The organism is Pseudomonas sp. MF6776, assembly GCF_016613125.1.
GTDB lineage: Bacteria > Pseudomonadota > Gammaproteobacteria > Pseudomonadales > Pseudomonadaceae > Aquipseudomonas > Aquipseudomonas iridis.
The window spans coordinates 223,389-240,663 of sequence record NZ_JAENSQ010000001.1 but is presented as its reverse complement, the minus strand read 5'-3'; the positions used below and the strand labels follow the sequence as shown (position 1 = coordinate 240,663).

Genomic DNA, 17,275 nt, shown 5'->3' with positions numbered 1-17,275 from the left:
CAGTAGGAGTTGTACATGGCCGATACGCGGCGTTGGTTCTGGCTCGGTGGGATAGTCCTGCTTTGCGTGTTTGTGTGGTTATTGCACTCGATCCTCACGCCGTTTCTGGTGGCGCTGTTGCTGGCGTATCTGTTCGATCCGCTGGTGGATCGGCTGGAGAAGCTCGGTTTGTCGCGCACCTGGGGTGTGATCGCGGTGTTCACGTTGTTCACGCTGATCTTCACCGCGCTGATGCTGGTGTTGGTGCCGATGCTCGCCAAACAGCTGCTGCGCCTGTACGAACTGGTGCCGCAAATGCTCGACTGGCTGCAGCACTCGGCGGTGCCGTGGGCGCAGTCGAAGCTGGGGCTGTCGGACGGCTTCTGGAAATTCGACAAGGTCAAGGCTGCGATCAGTGAGCACATGGGTCAGACCACCGATATTGTCGGCGTGGTGCTGAGCCAGGCGACGGCTTCGAGTCTGGCGCTGATCGGCTGGCTGGCCAATCTGGTGCTGATCCCGGTGGTGAGTTTCTACTTGCTGCGCGACTGGGACGTGATGATGGCCAAGATCCGCAGCCTGTTGCCGCGTGATCGTGAACCAACCATCGTCGCGCTGGCCGGTGAATGCCATGAGGTGCTCGGTGCATTCGTGCGCGGGCAGTTAATGGTGATGGTGGCGCTAGGGGTGATTTACGCGGCTGGGCTGATGATCGTCGGCCTGGAACTTGGGCTGTTGATCGGGTTGATCGCGGGGCTGGCGGCGATCGTGCCGTACATGGGCTTTGTGATCGGCATCGGTGCGGCGTTGGTTGCCGGGTTGTTCCAGTTTGGTGGTGATCTGTATCCGATGGTTGGAATCGTCGCGGTGTTCATGGTCGGTCAAGCCCTGGAAGGCATGGTGTTGACCCCATTGTTGGTAGGCGACCGGATCGGCCTGCACCCGGTGGCGGTGATCTTCGCGATCCTGGCTGGCGGCGAGCTGTTTGGCTTCACGGGTGTGTTGCTGGCGCTGCCGGTGGCGGCGGTGATCATGGTGCTGGTGCGCCACATGCACGACTTGTACAAGGACTCCGACATTTATAGTGGTGCTGACGAGCCGCAGCTGTAGCGCAGTTGGGCGACCCGGCGAATAGCCGGGTTGGCCCGTGTCTTGCGGGGAATAGTGGCTCGACTGCGTCAGAGAAACTGTCATAAAACCAGTGCGTTAACGCAAACCTTTGATTTTGCTTGGACTCTGTCGCATTGTGCGCTTAGCTTCACGGGTATAAACTTCGCCAACTTTACACAGAGGCCACTAACGGTTCCTTGAGAACTGTTCAGTCAGCATGAAACCGATTCAGCTGCCCCTAGGTGTGCGTCTGCGTGACGACGCCACCTTCATCAACTACTACCCAGGCGCCAATGCCGCTGCACTCGGCTATGTCGAGCGCTTATGCGAAGCCGACGCCGGCTGGACGGAAAGCCTTATCTATCTGTGGGGCAAGCACGGCGTAGGGCGTACGCATCTGCTGCAGGCTGCTTGCCTGCGTTTCGAGCAGATGGGTGAACCGGCGGTGTATCTGCCGCTGGCCGAGTTGATGGATCGCGGCACCGAAATTCTCGACAACCTTGAACAGTACGAACTGGTTTGCCTGGATGACTTGCAGGTGATTGCCGGCAAGGCTGATTGGGAAGAGGCGATGTTTCATCTGTTCAATCGTCTGCGTGACAGCGGTCGGCGCCTGCTGATCGCCGCGTCCACCTCACCACGTGAGCTGCCGGTCAAACTGGCTGACCTGAAATCACGCCTGACGCTGGCGCTGATTTTTCAGATGCGCCCACTTTCCGATGAAGACAAATTGCGTGCCCTGCAATTGCGCGCATCGCGTCGTGGTCTGCATCTGACCGATGAAGTCGGGCATTTTATCTTGACCCGTGGCACCCGCAGCATGAGCGCGCTGTTTGATCTGCTGGAACAGCTCGACCAGGCTTCCTTGCAGGCCCAGCGCAAGCTGACCATTCCCTTCCTGAAAGAAACCCTGGGCTGGTAGCTGACCCTTGCAGTCTGTGGCTTCCAGCGGGTTTCGGCGTATTTCAGGCGCCAGAAAATCCGCTTTTCTACACGGTGTGCAGAGCGCGTATCGGTTCAAATGGGCTTAAGCGCTTAGATGTAAGCGAGAAACCGAGAAGTCACAAAAAGATCGATTGAATTTGCAAATGAGGTTGATAGCGGGCATAGTCTCGCCTTCTTTACAACTATCAGCCACGGTCGTGCCCATGCTAAAGCGCTTCGCACCCCTCGTGCCTCTCGCACTCGTCACCCTGTTATACGGTTGCGCTGCTCATTCTCCAGTTCAAGAGCAGCCTCAGCAGGTCAAGAATTCCGTCACTGCCCAGTCTTCCGTTATTTATCAGGAAGAGCTGGACACCGAAAAAGAACTGTCGGATTTCAACGGCAACAAGCCTTACCAACTGCCAGTTCTGGCCGACAGTATCCTCGAACGCGGCATGTCCCTGATCGGTACCCGTTACCGTTTCGGCGGTACCTCTGAAGCCGGTTTCGATTGCAGTGGTTTCATCGGCTACCTGTTCCGCGAAGAAGCTGGCATGAACTTGCCACGCTCGACTCGCGAAATGATCAATGTGGATGCGCCGCTGGTTTCGCGCAAAAACCTTGAGCCGGGCGATCTGCTGTTCTTCGCCACCAATGGTCGTCGCGGCCGTGTCAGTCACGCCGGGATCTACCTGGGTGACAACCAGTTCATTCACTCCAGCAGTCGTCGCAGCGGCGGTGTTCGCATCGACAGCCTGGGTGACAGCTACTGGAGCAAGACCTTCATCGAAGCGAAACGCGCTCTGGCTAACGCTCCGACCGTCGTCACCGCTCGCAAGTAATTCCCCGATGCCGCGGCGTTCGCAGCGGCAATCAGGCTCCCGGCAACGGAGTAGACCTAGACTTTACAAGGTGAAGTTAAAGTCTTACTTGAAGTTTGCCGCGTAGCCGCTAGAATCCTGAATCTATATTGATGGCAAACCGCCTGCGTGCTGACGCAGGCGGTTTTGTTTTCTGCCCCTCCGGCAGAAAAAGCCGCAGCCAGATCAGGATGTTCTGCTTATGACCATGTCGGCCCGCCTCACATTGATCTTTTTTGCAGCGCTGCTCAGCGCCTGCGCCAGCCGTACGCCGCCACCAGCACCCGTGGTGCGCGCTCCGGTGGTATTCGGCCCCTCGCAATCATTCTCGCCCGCTGCTGAAGACGTGCTGTTTCGCGCGCTCGGTCTGGTGGGCACGCCTTATCGCTGGGGCGGCAATACGCCGGACTCGGGATTTGATTGCAGTGGGCTGATCGGTTTTGTTTACCGTGATGCGGCGGGTATTTTGCTGCCAAGAACCACACGCGATCTGATCGTGATGCAGGCGCCGAATGTGGGTAAGGAAGGTTTGCAGACAGGCGATCTGATCTTCTTCGCCACCAATGGCGGTTCGCAGGTCAGCCATGCGGGAATTTATGTCGGGGAAGGGCGCTTCGTGCATGCGCCGGCAACCGGCGGCACGGTGAAGCTCGATAGCCTGTCGAAGGCGTATTGGCAGAAAGCTTATCTGAGTGCCAAGCGGGTGTTGCAGCCGGAACATCTGGCGCATAACCCATAACAGGGACAACACCAAACCCAATGTGGGAGCGAGCCTGCTCGCGAAAGCGGTGTATCAGCCAACTCAATGTTGACTGATATCACGCCTTCGCGAGCAGACTCGCTCCCACAGTTGTTTCAGGGCGCATCTAAAATCACTTGGTGGCCGATACTCGCCACACTTTGTTGCCCACATCATCAGCCACCAGCAAGCCACCTTGCTGGTCGATCACTACGCCCACCGGGCGACCCAGTGCGTTCTCGTCCTTGTCGAGAAAACCGGTCAGTACATCCACTGGCTGGCCTGTTGGTTTGCCCGCCGCGAACGGTACGAAAATCACTTTATAACCACTGTGCGGCTTGCGGTTCCAGGACCCGTGCTGGCCGATGAATGCGCCTTCCTTGAACTGCGCTGGCAGCTTGTTGCCCTCGGCGAACGTCAGACCCAGCGAAGCTGTATGCGGGCCAACAGCGTAGTCCGGCGCAATGGCTTTGGCGACCAGGTCGGGGTTCTGCGGCTCGACGCGCACATCGACATGCTGGCCGTAATAGCTGAACGGCCAGCCATAGAAACCACCGTCCTTGACCGAGGTGATGTAGTCCGGCACCAGATCGCTGCCGATTTCGTCGCGCTCGTTTACTGCGGTCCACAACGCGCCACTGGTGGGCTCCCACGCGAGGCCGTTGGGGTTGCGGATGCCCGATGCGAAGATGCGGTGATTGCCGGTTGCGCGGTCCACTTCCCAGATTGCGGCGCGGCCTTCCTCTTTATCCAGACCGTTTTCGCCGACGTTACTGTTCGAGCCGACCGTGACGTACAGTTTGCTGCCGTCCTTGCTGGCGATGACGTTCTTGGTCCAGTGATGGTTGAGCGTGCCACCAGGCAGATCGACAACCTTGATCGGCTGCGTCTTGATTTCGGTTGCGTCGGGTTCGTAGTTGAAGCGCAACAGGCGATCGGTGTCGGCGACGTACAGGTCGTTGCCAACCAGCGTCATGCCGAACGGTGAATTGAGATTCTGCAGGAATACCGTGCGCGTTTCGGCCACGCCATCGTGGTCGGCATCGCGCAGCAGGGTAATGCGATTGGGGCTTGGTACGCCGGCGCCGGCCTTGCCCATGACTTTTTCCATGACCCAGCCGCGCACGCCTTTGCTGTCATCAGGTTTGGGCGGTGCGTTGGTTTCTGCCACCAGCACATCGCCATTGGGCAACACGTAGAGCCAGCGCGGATGATCGAGGCCTTCGGCAAACGCGGCGACTTGTGTGCCTGCCGCAGCGGTCGGTTTACCGCCCGCGGGCCAGCCGACCGCCGGGGCGATATTCACCGTCGGGATCAGGGTCTTGTTCGGTTCGGGCAGTTTCGGTGACGGGCCGGTGCCGTCGATGACCTGCAGGCTGGACGATTCACCACAGGCGGCGAGCCCTCCGGCGAGGGCGACGACGAAAACGAGTTGGGGCTTGCGCATTGCTGATCTTCCCTATGAATGCATTCCTAGTCATAGAGGATCGCACAAGCCCGATGGTTCAACTGCTCAGCCGCGGGCTTCTTTGAACAGCAAGGCAATGCCCGGGTGATAATTACCGGCCTCATTGCGCAATTTGCGATAGGCGTAGGGGAAATACCAGGCAACGGCGCAGGTGTGTTCCTTTTGCAGGTCGTCGACCATGTCCTGCAATTCTTCCGGACTGGCGCTGTGCTGGGCTTTTTGCGGGGCGACAAACAGGCAGCCGAGCTTGAGGTCGCTGGCGTAGCTGAGGCGTTTGGCGTCGTGGGTGATATCCAGCAGGGGTTGAGTCAGGTTGAGGTTGTTGACGCGTGGCCAGCGTTGCGTGGCCTGGATAAATGCGCGGTCTTCGGCACCCGCCAGAAACAGATCGGCGCGGGCGTTGCGCTCGCCTTCCTCGTTCTGCTTGCGGGTGGCGGTGTCGCGCAGTGTCACCAGTTCGGCCATCCATGCAGCCGCACAGAGCAATCCGAGATTGGCTTTCTCGTCGTGCCAGTAGGGCGTGTCACTGTCGCCGCGCACGGCATTGTAGCGGTCGATACAGTCAAACCAGCGTTCTAGTACCGGGCGCAGGAACTCCAGGCGCGGATTGCTGATGATCATGCCTTGCATGGTAATCATCCTTATTGTTGTGGTGTGCTTTTGCGGTAAAAGCATGGCTCTTTGATATCATTTGTTTCAGCGTGGCACAAGATTGGCGTCAGATAATTGATCGGCGGCAGTTATTCGCCCGATCCCCCCCTCTTTAATTGACGCTCCACCCCCAACCCTCTAACCTTCGCGGCTTGTTTCAGGTGCTCTGTGACCTGCGTCGACAGAGTGAAACAGGGAAGCCGGTGAGGGTTGTTTTCAAGCGAATAACAACCACGATCCCGGCGCTGCCCCCGCAACGGTAAATGAGTGAAAACTGCGTCTTGTGCCACTGCTTAACAGCGGGAAGGCGCGCAGTCAGGCGAACGCCGCTCATGAGCCCGGAGACCGGCCTGATCCATCCAGCGGCATCACGGTGGGCGATGCCAGGCTTTTTGCCGTCTATTCTTGTGCCTGCCCGCCGTTATCCAGCCTCAACGGAGAGCTCCCCCATGACTGATTCCCCCGAGCGTGACGAACGCCACCTGGCGCGTATGCAGCGCAAAAAAGCCGTGATCGATGAACGCATCGCCAACTCCCCCGACGAGTGCGGCCTGGTGCTGGTGCTGACCGGTAACGGCAAAGGCAAAAGCAGCTCGGCGTTCGGCATGCTCGCCCGCGCCATGGGCCACGGCATGCAGTGCGGCGTGGTGCAGTTCATCAAGGGTCGCAACAGCACTGGTGAAGAGCTGTTCTTCCGCCGCTTTCCCGAGCAGGTGCGTTTTCACGTGATGGGCGAGGGCTTCACCTGGGAGACTCAGGATCGCCAGCGCGACATCGCTGCCGCCGAAGCTGCGTGGGCGGTGTCGCGCGAGTTGCTGCGTGATCCGTCGATCGGTCTGGTGGTGCTCGATGAATTGAACATCGCCCTCAAGCACGGCTACCTCGATCTCGATCAGGTGCTGAGCGATTTGCAGGCGCGTCCGCCGATGCAGCACGTGATCGTCACCGGTCGCGGGGCGAAGCCGGAAATGATCGAGATGGGCGACACGGTCACCGAAATGGGCATGCTCAAACACGCCTTTCAGGCTGGCATCAAAGCGCAGAAGGGCGTCGAACTTTGAATCAGCCACGTCACTGCCCGGCGGTATTGATCGCCGCGCCGGCCTCCGGTCAGGGCAAGACCACCGTTACTGCCGCGCTCGCTCGTTTGCATCGCAATCAGGGGCGCAAGGTGCGCGTGTTCAAATGCGGCCCGGACTTCCTCGACCCGATGATCCTCGAGCGCGCCAGCGGTGCGCCGGTTTATCAACTCGATATGTGGATGGTCGGCGAGCAGGAAAGTCGTCGCCTGTTGTGGGAAGCTGCCGCCGAAGCCGATCTGATTTTGATCGAAGGCGTGATGGGACTGTTTGACGGCACACCGTCGAGCGCTGACCTGGCGCGGCATTTCGGTGTACCGGTGCTCGGCGTGATCGACGGCACCGCGATGGCGCAGACGTTTGGCGCATTGGCGCTGGGCCTTGCGCGTTATCAGCCGGACTTGCCGTTTGCGGGCGTGCTGGCCAATCGCGTGGGTACCTTGCGTCATGCGCAACTGCTTGAAGGCAGCCTCACCGAGGGTTTGCGTTGGTACGGCGCGCTGTCCCGCGAGACCGGGATCGAGCTGCCGAGCCGTCATCTGGGTCTGGTGCAGGCCAGCGAACTGAACGACCTGGATGTTCGCCTCGACGCCGCCGCCCAAGCGCTTGCCAGCAGTTGCGAGGTAGCGCTGCCACCGGCCGTGGAGTTCGCGGCGCCGGAAGTGATCGCTGCAGAACCGCTACTGCAAGGTGTGCGAATCGCTATCGCCCATGATGAGGCGTTTGCTTTCACCTACGGCGCCAGCCTCGATTTGCTGCGGGCGATGGGCGCCGAGTTGAGTTTCTTCTCGCCGATCCGCGACACGCAATTGCCTGAGGCGGACAGTCTGTATCTGCCGGGCGGCTACCCGGAATTGCACCACGTGGCGTTGTCGCAGAACACCGCGATGCTCGACGCGATCCGCGCGCACCATGCGGCGGGCAAACCATTGCTGGCCGAGTGTGGCGGCATGCTTTATCTGCTCGATTCGCTGACTGATGTCGAAGGCACCCGCGCCGAACTGGTCGGTTTGCTGAGCGGCGATGCGGTGATGCAAAAACGTCTGGCGGCGTTGGCGCTGCAAGCGGTTGATCTGCCGGAGGGCTCACTGCGTGGGCACACTTATCATCATTCCCTGACGACGACTGAATTGACCCCGATTGCTCGCGGCCTTAGCCCGAATGGCGGGCGTGGGGCGGAGGCGGTTTATCGCGATGGGCGAATGACCGCTTCTTATGTGCACTTCTACTTTCCGTCGAACCCTGCGGCTATCGCAGCACTGTTTGCACCTCAACTTGAGGCCGCCATCGCTGGCAAGCCAGCTCCCACAGTGGGCGGTGTAGTGCCTGAAGAGTCGCAATCCCATGGGGTAACTGGCAAGCCAGCTCCAAAAGGGAGCGGCGGAGTGCCTGAAGAATCGCAATCCCATGGGGTAACTGGCAAGCCAGCTCCCACAGTGGGCGGCGGAGTGCCTGAAGAAACGCCATCCCCTGTGGGAGCTGGCTTGCCAGCGATGGGGCCATGACAGACAACGCATTCTCTGAAGCCGAACGCGCAGCGGTCTACAAAGCTATCGCCGAGCGCCGTGACATGCGCCACTTCACCGGTGGCAGCGTCGCGCCGGAACTGTTGCGGCGCTTGCTCGAAGCCGCACATCAGGCCCCGAGCGTCGGCCTGATGCAGCCGTGGCGCTTCATTCGCATCAGCGACCGAGCCTTGCGCGGGCAGATCCAGAACCTGGTGGAAGAAGAACGCATCCGTACCGCTGTTGCCCTCGGCGAGCGCAGCGATGAGTTCATGACACTCAAGGTCGAAGGCATCAATGATTGCGCGGAAGTGCTGGTCGCCGCGCTGATGGACGATCGCGAAAAACACATCTTCGGTCGCCGCACACTGCCGGAAATGGACATGGCGTCACTGTCCTGTGCGATCCAGAACCTGTGGCTGGCGTCCCGCGCCGAGGGTCTGGGCATGGGCTGGGTCTCGCTGTTCGAGCCCCAGGCACTGGCCGATCTGTTGAAACTGCCGGAAGGCGCCAAGCCACTCGCGGTGTTGTGTCTGGGCCCGGTCAAGGAATTCTATCCGGCGCCGATGCTGGTGCTTGAAGGGTGGGCGCAGGCGCGTCCGCTCAATGAGTTGCTGTATGAAAATTATTGGGGAGTGAATCAATGAGTGTGGCGTTGTTGAGTGTCGCCGCCGTGGCGCTGGATGCGCTGCTGGGTGAACCGAAACGCTGGCATCCGCTGGTGGCGTTCGGCAACTTTGCCGGGCGCATCGAGCAACGTTTCAACGCCGGTGGCCGTGGCTGGCGCAGTCATGGCGTCACCGCGTGGGTGATCGCGGTGCTACCGCTGACGTTGCTCGCCACTGCGTTTTCCTGGGCGCCTTATGTTGGCTGGATCGTCGAGATACTCGCGCTGTATTGCGCCCTCGGCATGCGCAGCCTCGGCGAGCACGTCGAGCCGGTGGCCAAGGCGTTGCGCGCCGATGATCTGGATGAGGCGCGCAAGCGTGTCGGCTATCTGGTCAGCCGCCAGACCAGCGAACTCGACAGCACTGCGGTTGCCCGTGCTGCTACCGAATCGGTGCTGGAAAATGGCAGCGATGCGGTGTTTGCCGCGTTGTTCTGGTTTGCCGTGGCCGGCGCGCCGGGCGTGGTGCTCTATCGCTTGAGCAATACGCTTGATGCGATGTGGGGTTATCGCAACGAACGTTTCGAGCGATTTGGCTGGTGTGCGGCAAAAATCGACGACGTCCTCAACTACATTCCCGCGCGCCTCGTGGCGTTGACCTACGCGCTGCTGGGCAAAACCCGACTGGCCCTCAAGTGCTGGCGTACACAGGCGCCAAAATGGGACAGCCCCAACGCCGGCCCGGTAATGGCGGCAGGCGCGGGCGCGCTGGGCGTGGAACTGGGCGGCCCGGCGATCTATCACGGCGAACTGCATGAACGTCCGCAACTCGGCGAGGGCACACCTGCCGATGCCGATTCCATCGACCGTGGCTGGCAATTGGTCCAGCGCGGGGTATGGTTATGGCTGCTGATTCTTTGCGTGGGAGCTGAATTCTATGCTTGAGCACGGTGGCCGGCTGCGCAAGGCTGCACTCGATCACGGCATCGCCGAGGCTGATTGGCTGGATCTTTCCAGCGGTCTGGCGCCATGGCCGTTCCCGATCCCGGATATTCCGCTGCGCGCCTGGGCACGCTTGCCGGAAACCGACGATGGTCTGGAGCAGGCGGCGTGTGATTACTACGGTGCGGCGCAGGTGTTGCCGGTGGCCGGTTCGCAAATGGCCATTCAGTTGCTGCCGCGTTTGCGCCGGGCCGGCAAGGTCGGCGTGTTGTCGCCGTGTTATGCCGAGCACGCCGAGGCGTGGCGCCGCAGCGGTTACATCGTGCGCGAAGTGCTGGAGCAGGAAGTCGAGTTCTTTATCGACAACCTCGACGTACTGGTGGTGGTCAACCCGAACAATCCCACGGGCCTGAGCCTGACCCCGGCGCGTTTGCTCGACTGGCATGCGCGGCTGGCGCGGCGCGGTGGCTGGCTGGTGGTCGATGAAGCGTTCATGGACAACACGCCACAATTGAGTCTGGCCGCGCACACGCATTTGGTGGGCCTGGTCGTATTGCGTTCGTTTGGCAAGTTCTTCGGTCTGGCCGGAGTGCGACTGGGCTTTGTGCTGGCCGAGCGCAAATTTCTCAAACTGCTCGCCGAACAGGTCGGGCCGTGGGCGGTCAGCGGGCCGACCCGGGTACTTGCCCAGGCTTGTCTGCAAGACACCGAAGGTCATGCACGCCAGCGGATACGCAGCGATGAGGCGAGTGAGCGACTGGCCGCGTTGCTGGCGCGATACGGCTTCAACCCCCAGGGCGGTTGCGCACTGTTCCAATGGTTGATCACCGATCAGGCGCAAGCGCTGCACGAATTCATGGCCCGACGCGGCATCCTCCTGCGCCTCTTCACGCACAACAGCAGTTTGCGTTTCGGCCTGCCTGCCGATGCCGCTGAAGAGGCGCGCCTCGAACAAGCGCTGCAAGCGTTCGCCAAGGAAACCCAATGACAACCCTGATGGTGCAGGGCACTACTTCCGACGCCGGTAAAAGCACACTGGTGACGGCACTCTGCCGCTGGGCCACCCGCCAGGGTGTAGCGGTGGTGCCGTTCAAACCGCAGAACATGGCGCTCAACAGCGCGGTGACGGCTGATGGCGGCGAGATCGGTCGTGCTCAAGCGGTGCAGGCGCAAGCGGCGAATCTTGAACCGCACACCGACATGAACCCGGTGCTGCTCAAGCCGAACAGCGACACCGGCGCGCAAGTGATCATCCATGGCCGCGCCGTCACCAGCATGAACGCCGTCGCCTATCACGACTACAAAGCCATCGCGATGCAAGCCGTGCTGGCCTCCCACGATCGCCTCAGCGCCGCGTATCCGTTGGTGATGGTCGAAGGCGCAGGCTCGCCGGCGGAGATCAACCTGCGCGCCGGCGACATCGCCAACATGGGTTTTGCCGAAGCCGTGGATTGCCCGGTGCTGCTGATTGCCGACATCAATCGCGGCGGAGTTTTTGCCCATTTGGTCGGTACGCTGGAGCTGCTGTCGCCGAGCGAACAGGCGCGGGTCAAAGGCTTCATCATCAACCGTTTTCGCGGCGACATTGCGTTGCTGCAACCGGGCCTCGACTGGCTGGAACAGCGCACTGGCAAACCGGTGGTGGGCGTGTTGCCGTACGTGATGGATCTGCATCTTGAGGCCGAGGACGGCATCGATCAGCGCCAGACCGACAAGGCCGAACACGTGCTGAAAGTCGTGGTGCCGGTGCTGCCGCGCATCAGCAACCACACCGATTTCGATCCGCTGCGTTTGCATCCACAGGTCGATCTGCATTTTGTCGGCCCGGGACAGGCGATTCCGCCGGCCGATCTGATCATTCTGCCGGGCTCGAAAAGCGTACGCAGTGATCTGGCGTATCTGCGAGCCAATGGCTGGGACACAGCGATCAGTCGCCATTTGCGTTACGGCGGCAAAGTGCTGGGTATTTGCGGCGGTCTGCAAATGCTCGGCGAGCAAGTGCACGATCCGCTGGGTCTTGAGGGCGCGCCCGGTTCCAGTGCCGGTTTGGGTTTGCTGGCCTTCGAAACGCAGCTCGAAGCCGAGAAGCAATTGCGCAATGTGCGCGGTCGTCTGGCGCTGGAAGATGCCGAAGTCAGCGGCTACGAAATTCATGCCGGAGTCACCACCGGGCCGGCGCTGGAGAACGCGGCGGTGCGCCTGGATGATGGTCGTTGTGACGGTGCGCAGAGTGCTGATGGTCAGGTGTTCGGCACCTATCTGCATGGCTTGTTCGAATCGCCGGCAGCCAGTTCGGCGTTGCTGCGCTGGGCCGGGTTGAGCAATGTGCAAACGGTGGATTACCACGGGTTGCGTGAGCGCGATATCGAGCGTTTGGCGGATCTGGTGGAGAAGCATCTGGATACCGGGTTGTTGCGTCAGCTCTGTGGGATCCAGGTTGAATGTCATGGCCCTATCGCTGGCAAGTCAGCTCCCACAGGGGGCTGAGGTGATCCGGCTAACGCGATCACTGTGGGTGCTGGCTTGCCAGTGACGGGGCCGGTTGCCTCAACAGATAATTTTCAGGATGTCTCCATGCTTCAGCTGATCCTCGGCGGCGCCCGCTCCGGCAAAAGTCGCCTCGCCGAAAAACTCGCGACTGACAGCGCGTTGGCCGTCACCTACATCGCCACCAGCCAGCCGCTGGACGGTGAAATGAGCGAGCGTGTCGCCCATCACCGCGCGCGCCGTCCTGTCGAATGGGCACTCATCGAAGAGCCGCTGCAGCTCGCCCGCATCTTGCGTGAAAACGCCAGCGCCGAGCGCTGCCTGCTGGTCGATTGCCTGACGCTGTGGCTGACCAATCTGCTGATGCTCGAAGACGCCACGCGCCTCGCCGCCGAACGCGAAGCCCTGCTGGACTGCCTGGCGTCACTGCCGGGCGAAATCATTTTTGTCAGCAACGAGACCGGAATGGGTGTCGTGCCGCTGGGCGAATTGACTCGCCGCTATGTCGATGAAGCCGGTTGGCTGCATCAAGCCCTGGCTGAGCGCTGTCAGCGTGTCGTGTTGACCGTCGCCGGCCTGCCCCTGACTCTGAAAGGACCTGCGTTATGACTCAAGCCTGGTGGCTCAATCCGTGTAAAGCGGTGCATGCCGATATCGTTGAACAAGCGGCGGCACGGCAACAGCAACTGACCAAACCGGCCGGTTCGCTGGGGCGTCTTGAGTCGGTGGCGGTGCAACTGGCCGGCCTGCAAGGGCAGGTCAAACCGACGCTTGCGCAGGTCTGGATTGCGATTTTTGCCGGTGACCATGGTGTGGTCGCTGAAGGCGTGTCGGCATTTCCGCAGGAAGTCACCGGGCAGATGTTGCTCAACTTCGTCAGTGGTGGCGCGGCGATCAGCGTGCTCGCGCGTCAACTCAATGCGCAGCTGGAAGTGGTGGATCTGGGCACGGTGACGCCGTCGCTGAACTTGCCGGGCGTGCGCCACTTGAACATCGGCCCGGGCACGGCAAATTTCGCCAAGGGCGCGGCGATGACTCAGGCCCAGGGCGAATTGGCTTTACAGGCTGGTCGCGACAGCGCGCTGCGGGCAAAAGCTGCCGGCACTCAGCTGTTTATCGGCGGGGAAATGGGCATCGGCAACACCACTGCGGCAAGTGCCCTGGCCTGTGCCTTGCTCGATTGCCCGGTGATGCATCTGACCGGCCCGGGTACTGGCCTGAACGCCGAAGGCGTCAGCCATAAAGCGCAAGTGATCGAGCGCGCCCTGGCCCTGCACGCGGCCCAGCGCGGTGATGCGTTGCAGACGCTGTTCAACGTGGGCGGTTTCGAAATCGCCGCACTGGTCGGCGCGTATCTGGCCTGTGCGCAGGAAGGTGTTGCGGTATTGGTTGACGGCTTTATCTGCACAGTCGCTGCGCTGGTGGCGGTGCGTTTGAGTCCTGCCTGTCGCGAGTGGCTGCTGTTCGGCCATCGCGGGGCCGAGCCGGGTCATCGTCATGTGCTGGAAACCCTGAGCGCCGAACCGTTGCTCGAACTGGGCCTGCGCCTGGGCGAGGGCAGCGGTGCGGCGTTGGCGGTGCCGTTGTTGCGTCTGGCGTGTGATCTGCACGGGCAGATGGCAACGTTCGCGGAAGCGGCGGTAGCGGATCGTCCGGCATGACCTTGCGACTTGATCTGCTGCGCCATGGTGAAACCGAACTCGGCGGTGGGTTGCGCGGCAGCCTCGACGATGCGCTCACCGAAAAGGGTTGGGCGCAGATGCGCGAAGCGGTGCTCGAAGGGGGGCCGTGGGATCGCTTGGTCAGCTCGCCGTTGCAGCGCTGTGCGCGGTTTGCCGCAGAGTTGGGTGAGCAGCTGAATCTGCCGGTGCATCTGGAAAAGGACCTGCAAGAACTGCATTTCGGCGCGTGGGAGGGGCAGAGCGCGGCGGCGCTGATGGAGACGGATGCCGAAGCGTTAGGGCTGTTCTGGGCCGATCCGTATGCGTTTACGCCACCGCAGGGTGAGCCGGTCAGCGATTTTTCTTCGCGAGTACTGACGGCCGTCGCACGGCTGCAAGCAGCGTACGCTGGCGAGCGCGTGTTGCTGGTCAGTCATGGCGGTGTCATGCGTTTGTTGCTGGCGCAGGCGCGGGGATTGCCGCGTGAACAATTGCTCAATGTAGAAGTTATGCACGGTGCGCTGTTTTCGCTGAGTGTTGAAGCCGATGGTTCACTCAAGGAAGGTCGCTGACATGTTGCCGTTGTGGATCGCTCTGCAATTTCTTAGCAGTCTGCCGATTCGTCTGCCGGGGATGCCGGAGCCCGAACAACTCGGGCGTTCGCTGCTGTTCTATCCGCTGGTGGGATTGCTGTTCGGGGTGATTCTTTGGGGGCTGAACCTGGCATTGGCGGGCGCACCACTGCTGTTGCATGCGGCATTGCTGTTGACGATTTGGGTATTGCTCAGCGGCGCATTGCACCTTGATGGCCTGGCGGACAGCGCCGATGCCTGGCTCGGCGGCTTCGGTGATCGCGAACGTACCCTGACGATCATGAAAGATCCGCGCAGCGGGCCGATTGCGGTGGTGACGCTGGTGCTGGTGTTGCTGCTCAAGTTTGCCGCGTTGCTGGCGCTGATCGAGCAGCAGCAAGGTCTGGTGCTGATCATAGCGCCGCTGCTTGGGCGCGCGGCGTTGCTGGGGTTGTTTCTGACCACGCCGTACATGCGCAAGGGTGGGTTGGGGCAGGCACTGGCCGATCATCTGCCGCGCAAGGCGGGTTGGTGGGTGCTGGGCGGCAGCGCGCTAGCCTGCGTGGCGATTGCCGGGTCCCAGGCGATTATTGCGCTGCTGGTGGCGGTCGGTGTGTTTATCTGGCTGCGGCATGTGATGATGCGGCGGTTAGGCGGCACGACCGGCGATACCGCCGGGGCGCTGCTGGAATTGCTGGAGATGGCGGTGCTGGTTGGAATCGTGCTGCTTTAACGTCAAAAGATCGCAGCCTTCGGCAGCTCCTACAGGGTAAGCATCCCAATGCAGGAGCTGCCGAAGGCTGCGATCTTTTGATCTATAACTTGATTTAACACAGTCGCGGGTATATACACGCATCATGCTTCCTTCTCAGTGTTTGTGCACTAACCTGCGTCGCGCCGCTCGTGGCGTCAGCAGGCATTACGACGGCGCTCTCGACGGCTTCGGGATCAACGTTGCCCAGTATTCTTTGCTGTGCAATCTGCAGCGTCTGGATCAGCCGAGCATTTCCGAACTCGCCGAAGCCATGGGCCTGGATCGCAGCACCCTCGGGCGCAATCTGCGGGTGCTGGAAGGCGAAGGGCTAGTGGCGCTGGCTGAGGGCGAAGACATGCGCAATCGCATCGTCTGTCTCACCGAAACCGGTGCGCAACGTCTGGCAGCAGCCTTGCCGGCCTGGGAAGCGGCGCAACAGCGATTGATTGATCGTCTGGGCGCCGAGAAGCGTGAAACCTTGCTGAAATTGCTCGACGAACTGGCTTGATGCCAGTTTGTTCGAGTTCAAGCGGGTATATACCCGCGACTGGAGAATAATAATGACATCGATGTGGCGTACGTGCGGTTGGGTGTTGCTCGGAAGTGCGCTGATCCTGGCGTTGTCATTGGGCGTGCGACACGGCTTTGGCCTGTTCCTTTCACCGATGAGTGCGCAGTTCGGCTGGGGGCGTGAGGTATTCGCCTTCGCCATTGCTTTGCAGAATTTGATCTGGGGTCTGGCGCAGCCGTTCACCGGCGCGCTGGCCGACCGTTTTGGCGCGGCAAAAGTTGTGCTGGTTGGCGGGGTGCTCTATGCCGTGGGTCTGGTGTGCATGGGCTTGTCCGACTCGGCGATGACGTTGTCATTGAGCGCTGGGTTGCTGATCGGTATCGGCCTGTCCGGCACTTCGTTTTCGGTGATCCTCGGCGTGGTCGGGCGGGCCGTGCCGCCGGAGAAACGCAGCATGGGCATGGGCATCGCCAGTGCCGCCGGGTCGTTCGGGCAGTTTGCCATGTTGCCGGGCACACTCGGACTGATTGGTTGGCTCGGCTGGTCGGCCGCATTGCTCGTGTTGGGTCTGTTGGTGGCGATGATTGTGCCGCTGGTGAGCATGCTCAAGGACAAGCCGCTGCCGGTACTGGGCCATGAGCAGACGCTGTCCGAAGCCCTTCGCGAAGCCTGTTCGCATTCCGGATTCTGGCTGTTGGCGCTCGGTTTCTTCGTCTGCGGATTTCAGGTGGTGTTTATCGGCGTGCATTTGCCGGCGTATCTGGTCGATCAACATCTGCCGGCCACCGTCGGCACTACGGTGCTGGCGCTGATCGGGCTGTTCAATATCTTCGGCACGTACACGGCCGGATGGTTGGGTGGGCGTATGTCCAAACCGCGTTTGCTGACGGCGCTGTATTTGATGAGGGCGGTGGTGATCGTGCTGTTCCTGTGGCTGCCGGTGACGACCACGACGGCCTATCTGTTCGGCATGGCCATGGGCTTCCTGTGGCTGTCGACGGTGCCATTGACCAACGGCACGGTGGCGACCTTGTTCGGCGTACGAAATCTGTCCATGCTCGGAGGTATTGTGTTCCTGTTCCATCAGCTCGGTTCGTTCCTCGGCGGCTGGCTGGGCGGGGTGGTGTATGACCGTACCGGGAGTTATGACTTGATCTGGCAAGTGGCGGTGCTTCTGAGTGTGCTGGCGGCGGCGTTGAACTGGCCGGTGCGCGAGCGCCCGGTCGAACGTCTGCAACCTCGTGTGAGCGTCGCATGAGCCGTCTCTGGCCGCGAATCGTCATTACCGCACTGGCTGCTGCATTGTTGGCGCTGGTGTGGTGGGGCTGGCAGCAGGGCGGCCTTGCCTTGATGCAGTTGGGCATGAGCATTTGCTAGAGACGTGCTTGGCGAGTAACTTCGAAGGCTGATGACTGCTCAAGGATGC

General features: G+C 61.1%; 18 protein-coding genes, 1 pseudogene and 1 riboswitch. Of the genes and pseudogenes, 17 read left to right on the top strand and 2 right to left on the bottom strand.

Going from position 1 to position 17,275, the window contains the following annotated elements:
- The first annotated feature begins 15 nt into the window (after positions 1 to 15).
- From JJD74_RS01055 to JJD74_RS01040, 4 genes are all read left to right on the top strand, one after another.
- Positions 16 to 1,089: an AI-2E family transporter gene (locus tag JJD74_RS01055; RefSeq protein WP_115148239.1), complete on the top strand. Its 1,074-nt coding sequence runs from the start codon at positions 16 to 18 to the stop codon at positions 1,087 to 1,089.
- 217 nt (positions 1,090 to 1,306) lie between these two features.
- The gene (gene hda, locus JJD74_RS01050; protein ID WP_042558310.1) at positions 1,307 to 2,011 is read left to right on the top strand and encodes a DnaA regulatory inactivator Hda; all 705 of its coding nucleotides are present in this window, start codon (positions 1,307 to 1,309) and stop codon (positions 2,009 to 2,011) included.
- A 226-nt stretch (positions 2,012 to 2,237) separates the two neighbouring features.
- On the top strand, positions 2,238 to 2,855 hold the full coding sequence (locus tag JJD74_RS01045; protein WP_042558311.1) for a C40 family peptidase: 618 nt from the start codon (positions 2,238 to 2,240) through the stop codon (positions 2,853 to 2,855).
- A 220-nt stretch (positions 2,856 to 3,075) separates the two neighbouring features.
- Complete coding sequence (locus JJD74_RS01040) at positions 3,076 to 3,612, top strand: C40 family peptidase (protein ID WP_047300311.1); 537 nt, start codon at positions 3,076 to 3,078, stop codon at positions 3,610 to 3,612.
- 133 nt (positions 3,613 to 3,745) lie between these two features.
- Here the strand turns inward: JJD74_RS01040 and JJD74_RS01035 are convergent, their stop codons facing one another.
- Complete coding sequence (locus JJD74_RS01035) at positions 3,746 to 5,059, bottom strand: PQQ-dependent sugar dehydrogenase (RefSeq protein ID WP_200610714.1); 1,314 nt, start codon at positions 5,057 to 5,059, stop codon at positions 3,746 to 3,748.
- 66 nt (positions 5,060 to 5,125) lie between these two features.
- A complete protein-coding gene (locus tag JJD74_RS01030; RefSeq protein ID WP_115148241.1) occupies positions 5,126 to 5,710 on the bottom strand; it encodes a hypothetical protein in 585 nt (194 codons plus the stop codon).
- A gap of 163 nt (positions 5,711 to 5,873) precedes the next feature.
- Positions 5,874 to 6,099: riboswitch (cobalamin riboswitch) on the top strand.
- A gap of 81 nt (positions 6,100 to 6,180) precedes the next feature.
- Here JJD74_RS01030 and cobO point away from each other — a divergent pair.
- From cobO to JJD74_RS31105, 13 genes and pseudogenes are all read left to right on the top strand, one after another.
- Positions 6,181 to 6,792, top strand: coding sequence for a cob(I)yrinic acid a,c-diamide adenosyltransferase (cobO, locus tag JJD74_RS01025; protein WP_047300314.1), 612 nt, complete (start codon positions 6,181 to 6,183; stop codon positions 6,790 to 6,792).
- Positions 6,789 to 8,138: pseudogene (locus tag JJD74_RS01020) on the top strand (cobyrinate a,c-diamide synthase); the annotation flags it as partial. The gene cobO and the pseudogene JJD74_RS01020, both read left to right, overlap by 4 nt.
- Positions 8,139 to 8,311: 173 nt before the next feature.
- Entirely contained in the window at positions 8,312 to 8,962 is a 651-nt protein-coding gene (bluB, locus tag JJD74_RS01015; protein ID WP_115148243.1) for a 5,6-dimethylbenzimidazole synthase, read from the top strand.
- The gene (gene cbiB / locus JJD74_RS01010) at positions 8,959 to 9,867 is read left to right on the top strand and encodes an adenosylcobinamide-phosphate synthase CbiB (RefSeq protein WP_042558317.1); all 909 of its coding nucleotides are present in this window, start codon (positions 8,959 to 8,961) and stop codon (positions 9,865 to 9,867) included. The genes bluB and cbiB overlap by 4 nt, the downstream gene beginning before the upstream one ends.
- Positions 9,860 to 10,852: a threonine-phosphate decarboxylase CobD gene (gene cobD / locus JJD74_RS01005; RefSeq protein WP_200610711.1), complete on the top strand. Its 993-nt coding sequence runs from the start codon at positions 9,860 to 9,862 to the stop codon at positions 10,850 to 10,852. The genes cbiB and cobD overlap by 8 nt, the downstream gene beginning before the upstream one ends.
- Positions 10,849 to 12,351, top strand: coding sequence for a cobyric acid synthase (locus JJD74_RS01000; RefSeq protein ID WP_200610708.1), 1,503 nt, complete (start codon positions 10,849 to 10,851; stop codon positions 12,349 to 12,351). Before cobD ends, JJD74_RS01000 begins: the two co-directional genes overlap by 4 nt.
- A gap of 87 nt (positions 12,352 to 12,438) precedes the next feature.
- Positions 12,439 to 12,960, top strand: a complete 522-nt coding sequence (gene cobU, locus JJD74_RS00995) for a bifunctional adenosylcobinamide kinase/adenosylcobinamide-phosphate guanylyltransferase (protein WP_042558320.1) — start codon at positions 12,439 to 12,441, stop codon at positions 12,958 to 12,960.
- Entirely contained in the window at positions 12,957 to 14,012 is a 1,056-nt protein-coding gene (gene cobT / locus JJD74_RS00990; RefSeq protein WP_200610704.1) for a nicotinate-nucleotide--dimethylbenzimidazole phosphoribosyltransferase, read from the top strand. Before cobU ends, cobT begins: the two co-directional genes overlap by 4 nt.
- Entirely contained in the window at positions 14,009 to 14,584 is a 576-nt protein-coding gene (gene cobC, locus JJD74_RS00985; protein ID WP_115148248.1) for an alpha-ribazole phosphatase family protein, read from the top strand. Before cobT ends, cobC begins: the two co-directional genes overlap by 4 nt.
- Position 14,585: 1 nt before the next feature.
- Complete coding sequence (locus JJD74_RS00980; RefSeq protein WP_200610701.1) at positions 14,586 to 15,317, top strand: adenosylcobinamide-GDP ribazoletransferase; 732 nt, start codon at positions 14,586 to 14,588, stop codon at positions 15,315 to 15,317.
- 124 nt (positions 15,318 to 15,441) lie between these two features.
- A complete protein-coding gene (locus JJD74_RS00975) occupies positions 15,442 to 15,846 on the top strand; it encodes a MarR family winged helix-turn-helix transcriptional regulator (RefSeq protein WP_042558324.1) in 405 nt (134 codons plus the stop codon).
- 52 nt (positions 15,847 to 15,898) lie between these two features.
- Positions 15,899 to 17,107, top strand: coding sequence for an MFS transporter (locus JJD74_RS00970; protein ID WP_047300322.1), 1,209 nt, complete (start codon positions 15,899 to 15,901; stop codon positions 17,105 to 17,107).
- A complete protein-coding gene (locus tag JJD74_RS31105) occupies positions 17,104 to 17,226 on the top strand; it encodes a hypothetical protein (RefSeq protein WP_267910631.1) in 123 nt (40 codons plus the stop codon). The genes JJD74_RS00970 and JJD74_RS31105 overlap by 4 nt, the downstream gene beginning before the upstream one ends.
- Positions 17,227 to 17,275: the final 49 nt, after the last annotated feature.